The 8,364-nt window shown below is 44.0% G+C and carries 11 protein-coding genes and 1 pseudogene; 8 read left to right on the top strand and 4 right to left on the bottom strand.

The features are described 5' to 3' along the window. Window positions 1-706 (top strand): L-fucose/L-arabinose isomerase family protein (locus WMO25_RS11225; protein WP_435384308.1); only part of this gene is annotated, 706 nt, incomplete at its 5' end. 13 nt (window positions 707-719) lie between these two features. Beyond that, the gene (gene xylB, locus WMO25_RS11220; RefSeq protein WP_349085392.1) at window positions 720-2,177 is read left to right on the top strand and encodes a xylulokinase; all 1,458 of its coding nucleotides are present in this window, start codon (window positions 720-722) and stop codon (window positions 2,175-2,177) included. Window positions 2,178-2,342: 165 nt separating this feature from the next. Here xylB and WMO25_RS11215 read toward each other — a convergent pair whose 3' ends face one another. The 3 genes from WMO25_RS11215 to mgtE form a co-directional block, all read right to left on the bottom strand. Further along, window positions 2,343-3,119, bottom strand: a complete 777-nt coding sequence (locus tag WMO25_RS11215) for a sulfite exporter TauE/SafE family protein (RefSeq protein WP_349085390.1) — start codon at window positions 3,117-3,119, stop codon at window positions 2,343-2,345. A gap of 2 nt (window positions 3,120-3,121) precedes the next feature. Continuing rightward, the gene (locus tag WMO25_RS11210) at window positions 3,122-3,553 is read right to left on the bottom strand and encodes a MarR family winged helix-turn-helix transcriptional regulator (RefSeq protein WP_349085389.1); all 432 of its coding nucleotides are present in this window, start codon (window positions 3,551-3,553) and stop codon (window positions 3,122-3,124) included. An 80-nt stretch (window positions 3,554-3,633) separates the two neighbouring features. Beyond that, entirely contained in the window at window positions 3,634-5,025 is a 1,392-nt protein-coding gene (mgtE, locus tag WMO25_RS11205) for a magnesium transporter (protein WP_349085388.1), read from the bottom strand. Window positions 5,026-5,597: 572 nt separating this feature from the next. Between mgtE and WMO25_RS11200 the strand changes: the two genes are divergently transcribed. Together WMO25_RS11200 and WMO25_RS11195 are read left to right on the top strand one after the other, a co-directional pair. Beyond that, window positions 5,598-5,939: a hypothetical protein gene (locus tag WMO25_RS11200; RefSeq protein ID WP_349085387.1), complete on the top strand. Its 342-nt coding sequence runs from the start codon at window positions 5,598-5,600 to the stop codon at window positions 5,937-5,939. Between the two features lie 19 nt (window positions 5,940-5,958). Beyond that, the gene (locus WMO25_RS11195; protein WP_349085385.1) at window positions 5,959-6,402 is read left to right on the top strand and encodes a hypothetical protein; all 444 of its coding nucleotides are present in this window, start codon (window positions 5,959-5,961) and stop codon (window positions 6,400-6,402) included. Between the two features lie 17 nt (window positions 6,403-6,419). Here WMO25_RS11195 and WMO25_RS11190 read toward each other — a convergent pair whose 3' ends face one another. Next, entirely contained in the window at window positions 6,420-6,542 is a 123-nt protein-coding gene (locus tag WMO25_RS11190; protein WP_349085384.1) for a hypothetical protein, read from the bottom strand. 107 nt (window positions 6,543-6,649) lie between these two features. Here WMO25_RS11190 and WMO25_RS11185 point away from each other — a divergent pair, with 107 nt between their 5' ends. From WMO25_RS11185 to WMO25_RS11175, 4 genes and pseudogenes are all read left to right on the top strand, one after another. Further along, on the top strand, window positions 6,650-6,883 hold the full coding sequence (locus WMO25_RS11185; protein ID WP_349085383.1) for a DUF6198 family protein: 234 nt from the start codon (window positions 6,650-6,652) through the stop codon (window positions 6,881-6,883). Between the two features lie 6 nt (window positions 6,884-6,889). Continuing rightward, window positions 6,890-7,002, top strand: a pseudogene (locus WMO25_RS18940) (transposase); the annotation flags it as partial. Window positions 7,003-7,325: 323 nt separating this feature from the next. Beyond that, window positions 7,326-7,754 (top strand): Hsp20/alpha crystallin family protein, encoded by a 429-nt coding sequence (locus WMO25_RS11180; protein ID WP_215690375.1) that lies wholly within the window; start codon window positions 7,326-7,328, stop codon window positions 7,752-7,754. Between the two features lie 83 nt (window positions 7,755-7,837). Next, window positions 7,838-8,296, top strand: a complete 459-nt coding sequence (locus WMO25_RS11175) for an Hsp20/alpha crystallin family protein (RefSeq protein ID WP_022075062.1) — start codon at window positions 7,838-7,840, stop codon at window positions 8,294-8,296. Window positions 8,297-8,364 lie beyond the last annotated feature (68 nt).

The raw sequence follows: 8,364 nt of genomic DNA, 5'->3' as shown, positions 1-8,364 counted from the left end.
CAAGTATGTAACTTTGACAGGCAAATGCTGGCCTGCATTCCAGACACAGTTCGGCTTTGTGCCATGTTATGTCAACAGCCGTTTGACGGCTCAGGGTATTCCGGTATCCTGTGAAGTGGATATTTACGGTACACTCAGCGAGTTTATCGGAACGGTTGTCAGCCAGGATGCAGTTACACTGTTGGATATCAACAATTCTGTACCGTCTGATATGTACAACAGCGATATAAAGGGTAAATATAACTATACTCAGAAAGATACATTCATGGGCTTCCATTGTGGCAATACAGCTTCCAGCAAGCTGTCCTTCTGCGAGATGAAGTACCAGAAGATTATGGCAAGAACACTGCCTGAGGAAGTGACACAGGGTACCCTTGAAGGAGATATCAAACCGGGTGACATCACATTTTACCGTTTGCAGAGCACAGCAGACAATAAGCTTCGTGCTTATGTAGCTCAGGGCGAAGTCCTTCCTGTGGCAACACGTTCCTTTGGTTCCATCGGCGTCTTTGCCATTCCTGAAATGGGCAGATTCTATCGTCACGTTCTGATTGAGAAAGGCTTCCCGCATCATGGCGCAGTAGCATTCGGCCATTACGGCAAGGCACTGTTTGAGGTATTTAAGTATATCGGCGTGCCGGTAGAGGAGATTGGCTATAACCAGCCGGCAGGCGTGCGCTATCCAACAGAAAACCCTTGGGGCTAATAAAGGTGATTATATGTTATATATAGGAGTCGACCTGGGAACTTCCGCGGTAAAGCTGCTAATGATGGATGCTTCTGGCGATATTAAGAAGGTTGTGTCCAGAGAGTATCCGCTGTTTTTTCCGCAGCCGGGGTGGTCTGAGCAGCGTCCGGAGGACTGGTTTACTCAGGCGATGGATGGCTTGAAGGAGCTGACGGCGGAGTGTGACAGGTCTCAGGTGGCGGGCATCAGCTTTGGTGGGCAGATGCACGGTTTGGTTGTGCTGGATGCGGATGATGCGGTAATTCGTCCGGCGATTCTGTGGAATGACGGCAGAACCGGTGAGGAGACGGATTATCTGAATACGGTGATTGGCAAGGATAAGCTGTCTGCCTATACAGCGAATATTGCCTTTGCCGGTTTTACGGCACCGAAGATTCTGTGGATGCGAAAGCATGAGCCGGAGAATTTTGCGAAGATTGTGAAAATCATGCTGCCGAAGGATTATCTGGCTTATCGGTTATCTGGTACTTTCTGTACAGATGTGTCCGATGCATCCGGTATGCTTCTGATGGATGTGAAGCATCGCTGCTGGTCAAAGGAAATGCTTGAGATCTGCGGTATTACAGGAGAAATGCTGCCAGAGCTTTATGAGAGCTATGAAGTGGTGGGTACACTGAAAAAGGAAATCGCAGAGGAACTGGGCTTTTCTGAAAATGTAAAAATTATTGCCGGTGCCGGCGATAATGCAGCAGCGGCAGTGGGAACAGGTACAGTGGGAGAAGGCAAATGCAATATTTCGCTGGGGACTTCCGGAACAATTTTCATTTCCAGCGAGCATTTCGGTGTGGATGAATACAATGCGCTGCATTCCTTTGCCCATGCGGATGGTCATTACCACCTGATGGGCTGCATGCTCAGTGCAGCATCCTGCAATAAATGGTGGAATGAAGAAATTCTGAAAACCAAAGATTATAGCGCGGAGCAGACGGGAATTACGAAGCTGGGTGAAAATCATGTCTATTTTCTTCCGTATCTGATGGGTGAGCGTTCGCCCCACAATAATCCGGACGCAAGAGCCATGTTCATCGGCATGTCTATGGATACAACAAGAGAAGAAATGACCCAGGCAGTCCTGGAAGGTGTTGCTTTTGGTCTGAGAGATTCTCTGGAGGTAGCCAGAAGTCTCGGTATCAGCCCAGAGAGAACAAAGATCTGCGGCGGCGGTGCGAAGAGCCCTCTGTGGCGTCAGATCATTGCCAATGTAATGAATCTGAAGGTGGATGTTCTTGAGAATGAAGAAGGCCCGGCACTCGGAGGTGCTATGCTGGCGGCTGTGGGATGCGGAGAATATCCGGATGTGGAGACTGCAGCAGCAAAGATTGTCAAGGTGGTGGACACAGTGACACCGGAACCTGAGCTGACCAGGAAATACGAAGAACGCTATCAGTATTTCAGAAGGATTTATCCGATTGTAAAGGAATTGTTTTGAGAGAACAAGAAAAACGATTCGGTGAAAATTCTCGGTTAAAAACAGATAATCGGCGAAAGAAAATGTTAACGCCATAAAACAAATGAAGCACTCATTTACGCAATGAGTGCTTCAAATTTTGTGAATTATGAGCCGGAATTCACAGAGTGTGTTTTATTTTGTTATTTACGATAAAAATGAGAACGCCATAACAACGACCCCGAGAACAACAAGGATTACACCGGTTGCACGGTTCAATGTCTTTGGTGTGGCTTTGTTGGCCAATACCGCAGCAATTCTGGCCCAGATCAGAGTGAAGATGATGCACAGGATCCAGACAGCAGGATCCGGCAGGCCGCCGATGGCAAAATGAGAGACTGCTCCGGTAAATGCGGTGAAGGTCATGATAAAGACGCTTGTTCCAACGGCTGTTTTGAGTTCGTATCCCAGAACAGAAGTCAGGATCAGAAGCATCATCATACCGCCGCCGGCACCGATAAAGCCGCATATAAATCCGATAATGATACCGCAGATAACAGACTGCATGGCACGTTTCTTAGCGGATACGCCCTGCATCGCTTCCTTGGTAGTCATAACCGGTCTCACAATGAATTTGATACCCAACAGGAAAGTCATAAAGACGGAGAAATTGCCCATGGTTGCGGATGGAACCAGGCTGGATATATAGCTGCCCACAACAGTGAAGATCAAGACAGTAAACATCATGATCAGGCCGTTTTTGATATCCAGATTCTTGTTCTTGCCGTAAGTATAAGCAGAAACGGCGCTGGCCAGTACATCGGATGATAATGCAATGCCTACGGCCATATAGGGGTCAATACCGAGAAAGGTGATGAGAATCGGACTGATGACGGCGGCAGCACTCATACCGGCAAAACCTGTTCCGAGACCGGCTCCCATGCCGGCAAAAAAAGTAACAATAATCGTAAAAAGTAAATGCATAACTAGTTGTCCTCCAGAATAAGATTCAGATTGAGTTCCATTTGCTGCATGCCCTGGAATATGGTTTGACGTGTGGCATCGTCGATGTCTGCAAAAAGCTGTTCAACAAAGTGTTCCTGCAGCTGCTGGCCTCTGCTGATGATAGGCTGTGCCTTATCGGTACAGAGAAGCTGGACTTTACGTCGGTCACCTTCTACATTCTTTCGAATTAGATAACCTTCATTCACAAGCTTATCAATGTTGACAGAGACAAGATTCGCTTTAAGCTTTCGGACTTTGACAATATCTCTGGCTGTTTTGAATTCAGGGTTATTGGCCAGAAACATAAGAATATCAAAAGCTGTCTGGGGCAGTTTCAGTTCATGGCAGAGCGGTTTGCACATGCTTTCATAGGCCAGAGACAGTTTCCTTGAAAATTCAATACCTAATTTCACAAAAAGCCTCCTTATGGAATAATTAGTTCAAATTTGAAATATCTATTTATGAACTAATATAAACCATAAGGAGACGTTTGTCAAATATGGAAAACATCAATCAGGAATACCATTGCCAGTCCATAGTATGTAACGACAGCTACCAGATCATTGACAGTTGTAATCAGCGGGCCGGATGCAACCGCCGGGTCCACGTGGATTTTGTGGAAAAACATTGGCACAATGGTGCCGATCATGCTGGAAACTACCATGGCCACAATCAGTGAGAGGCCGACACAGCCTGAGATCAGGAAAGCGGAAAGCCATGCGTATTTCTTGAAAAAGTGGATGTAGACACCGAGAAATACCAGAGCCATCAGGCCAAGGCTGATGCCATTGAAGAAACCGATTCTCATTTCTTTGCCGAGAAGGTAGAGTTTCTTTCTTGTGTTCAGGTTTTCATCCATCAGAACACGGATAGTAACAGCCAGGGACTGTGTGCCGACATTGCCTGCCATATCAAGAACCAGTGATTGGAAACAGATGACAATCGGCAGAACGGCAACAACGGATTCAAAGATACCCACAACCGAGGATACACCCATGCCCAGAAATAACAGGATGATCAGCCAGGGCAGTCTTTTCTTCATGCTGATGATGGTCGGTTCATTTAAGTCTTCTTCAGATGTCAGACCACCGAGCTTTGCATAATCATCGCCCATGGCATCGTCAACGAGTTCCACAATGTCCGTTGCGGTCAGGATGCCGATGATGCGGCCCTCTTTGGTCAGAACAGGAAGAGAGTCTTCTTCGTAATCGGCAATCTTGTCAATGCAGTCGTTGATTTTCTCGTGTTCGCAGACATAAGGATAGGAACGGCTAATAATGTCGGACAGGGCATCATTTTCGCGGGCAATGATCAAATCCTTCAGATCAATGGCACCTACAAATTTCTCATCCTTATCCACAACGTAAATGGTGGAAATATTGTCATGTTCACCAGCTTGGCGAATGAGAGTGCTCATGGCTTCACGGATGGATAATTTGTCGGAAATGCAGATGAAGTTGTTGGTCATGCAGCTGCCGATTTCGTCATCATCATAGGAAAGCAGTCTGCGGACGTCCTTTCGGATATCTTCATCCAGATGGTTGACAAGTTCCTGTTTTTTGTGTTCGGTCAGATCATCCAGAATGTCCAGTGCATCATCGGCATCCATGTAAGAAACCACTTTGGCAGCCTTTTCAATCGGCAGTTCTTCAATATATTTTTCGGAATCATCCAGATAGGAAAAGATTTCAGCCACTTTCTGTGCGCCGAGGACAGGATAGAGTTGTCTTCTTTCGGTTTCGCTCAGTAAGGTGATCGCTTCAGCAATATCTTTCTCATGGTAATCGGAAAGCAACTTTGGCAATTTGGTGGTATCTGTTTCTGTGCGGATAATCTTTAACAGTTCTTTTACATAATCTTTCTTGTAAAACATTTTTCTTTTCATGTCGTCCTCCTTGTCACCCAAAAAAAGGGCATAAAAAATACATCGCTTCACGTTTCAGTTTAATAGCATAGACTGTTGGATGCGATGTACAAAAGAACGCACGAAAATATAGATTGCGTATAGAGAGGAGGCTGCCCAAAGGCATCATGTCTGCAAAGCAGAGGCAAATCCCATACGAATAGGTTGTGTCTGCTTTGCAGGCACAAATATTGTATTAAGATTTGCTTATGGGTCTAAGGTTGAGCTTTCCGAATAGCCGCATTCTGACTGTATACTTCTGTTCACCGCATATCTTACTTCGACCTATGCAACTGTCCATGAAAACTCACCTCCGTTTAACTTTCAAATTTTGTCAATGATTGACCACTTATAGAAGTGGTCAATCTCGCATAGAGATAATCCTTTTGGATAATAACAGAAAAATCTGGAAAAGACAACCCCCCTAAAAACAATTTTTATGGTAAAGTTTTCTTTAGTTTTTTTGGGGAAAACTTGAAATGTCGGGCGATAAGAAAATGGATAGATATTGAAAATATATAGATTTTCGGTTATCATTAGCTGAGATAGGCGCTATGCGGAAAAATATGCAGCTTAATCCCCTGGGAGATGGTCTGGCCTTTCTGGAGATGATCTCATGGGGCTGCTATTCGGCGCTGATCAAGAAAATCGGTGAGTGGGAATATCCGATCGTGGCCGTTACAAGAAGAGTGTATTTCTATGGTATTCTATTTTTGATCCCAGTGCTGATCCAGCAGAAAGCCAGCTGGAAACCGGAGATACTGATGAAGCCGGAAGTCCTCGCCAATTTCCTGTTTCTGGTGCTTCATGAGAAAATGACCATGGCCTCAGTGGCCGGTGCGGCACTGATATTCATTGGTCTGGTTATTTCACGGAAAAAAACAGTCTCTTTTTAACAGAAAGGAAAATCGTCACATGTTCGAACGTATCAAACCTACAACACAAATTCGCACAGTTGCATTGCCGGGCGATATTGCAGATACACTCCAGTATGTTTATTTGTGCAACAAAATAGAAAAAAGGGGAATCATCATCAAGGGTAATCACGGTGGCCTTCGCGTGGTACACAATGCGCGCATCCGTGATACATATGTTCCGATAGAGGAAAGCTGGCTTGCAGAATTTCAAAAACGGTTCCCGGATTACGAATTGCCGACATCGGATATAGCTCCATACAGCCAATTTGGTGCTGTTATCTTTTTTTCATGTTTTGAGACCAATCTTTCAGATGAGGATATCTGGACAATTGTCGAAATAATCATTAATGATGATGATTCCGACCGTGAGCTGCTTTACACGAAAATGCGGGAAAAAGCAGCTGAGGAAAACAATCGTTTTTATATATTGGAAAACCTGTAAGCGGCTATTCGTAAAATTCAGTCCGCCTGAGTTACATGTACCATCTTCTGAATCCCGGGAATCTGCCCGTCCCGGTTAATCAGAATGCTGTCATCATAACATTTTCCATTTTCATAAAGATAAATATTAGGAACAGCCATGATGCGGCTCTCTTTACAGACATCTCGAAAAGCCCCTACAACAGGGGAGTTAAGGGATGTCTGTTATTTTTTTACATCCTGACGGGGATATTGCGGGGAGAACTACAATGAGCGGATCAGAAATACGGAAAATGCTGCCTGCGGGAGCACTGGTACGTGCAATCTCACAGACAACAGGCATGAAATTTGGAAATGTGAAGGTAGGATTTGACAGTTTCCTGACAGTGAGCGCAATGGTTGTTGCACTGCTGGCTTTTCACAGATTAAATGGTGTCAGGGAAGGAACACTGATTAATGCCATTAAATCATTGGTGCTTCTGTGCTGGCGGCTGCAAACATAAAAACGTCTGTTCCTTTCGGATTGTTTGGATTTGCTGGATCCTGTTTAACATTTGACGGATTGATGGGAGAAATCGATTTAAGCAAGTATCTGACGGGTATCCCGGAGTACACAACCGGATGACTCAGATATAATCCGGTCAATTTAGAACAATATATCTGAAATCAGTATGAAGCCAGGCGTAAATCATATCATATGATATGATTTACGCCTTTTTTGATTGTGTAATGGATAAGATTTTGAAAGTTCACAAAATGTTCACAAAAAATTAGCACTCACCTATTGACAGTGCTAATAATGAGTGTTATATTACATATAGAACAAAGGAAGAGGAACAAAAAGAAGAGTTCCGAATCCGGAGTTGAAAATGTTGATAACACTCAGGAGCAATCCGAAAGTGCTTGATTAGATTTTAAGATATCTTTTGAAAGGAGATATGACTTATGTTAATGCCTAGTATTTTTGGAGAGAATTTGTTAGATGACTTTTTTGGATTCCCATTTGATGGAGATTATAATTATAATGCAGCAGGTTTGATGACCACAGATGTGAAAGACACAGATCATGGTTATGAAGTAACGATGAACATGCCGGGAGTAAAGAAGGAAGATGTGAAAGCTGAACTGAAGGATGGCTACTTGACCGTCAGTGCTGTATCGAATAAGCAGACAGATGAGAAGAACTCGGAGGGCAAGTACCTCAGACGTGAACGTTACAGCGGTTCATGCAGCAGAAGCTTCTATGTTGGTGAAGGTGTTAAACAGGAAGACATCAAGGCTAAGTTCGAGGATGGCACCTTGAAGCTTGAAATTCCGAAAGAGGAAGCAAAGCCTGCAGTAGAGCAGAAGAAATATATATCCATTGAGGGATAATGATTCACCGGCTCAGATGTTTTTAGACAATAACAGTTAACAGATTGGAATATAGATATTTGATTGAAAAGGAGATATGACTTATGTTACCTAGCATTTTTAACAATAATTTATTTGATGATTTCTTTGGTTTTCCATTTTATTATGACAACAGAGCAGAAGATAAGGCAGAGAAGAAACTGTATGGTCACCATGCAGGCAATCTGATGAAGACAGATATCAAGGAACTGGACAATGGCTATGAACTTGAGATTGATCTTCCGGGCTTCAAGAAAGACGAGATTAAGGCTGAATTGAATAATGGTTACCTGACCGTCAGTGCAGCAAAGGGTCTTGATGAAGATAAGGAAGACAAGAAGACAGGCAAGTACATCAGACGTGAGCGTTATGCAGGCGCATGTCAGAGAAGCTATTATGTTGGCGAAGATATCACAGAAGAGGATATCAAGGCATCCTTTGAACATGGTATTCTGACACTGTTCGTACCCAAGAAAGAAGCAAAACCTGCTGTAGAAGAGAAGAAATATATCTCTATCCAGTAAAAAATAAATGTATATGAAGCGCAGGAATTGTAAGCAAGTCCTGAATCAAAAAGGCCGCAGCCCATTTG

Source organism: Coprococcus intestinihominis (assembly GCF_040096555.1).
GTDB classification, from domain to species: domain Bacteria; phylum Bacillota; class Clostridia; order Lachnospirales; family Lachnospiraceae; genus Coprococcus_A; species Coprococcus_A intestinihominis.
The sequence above is the reverse complement of the archived record's forward strand: the minus strand, read 5'-3'. Positions and strand labels throughout refer to the sequence as shown.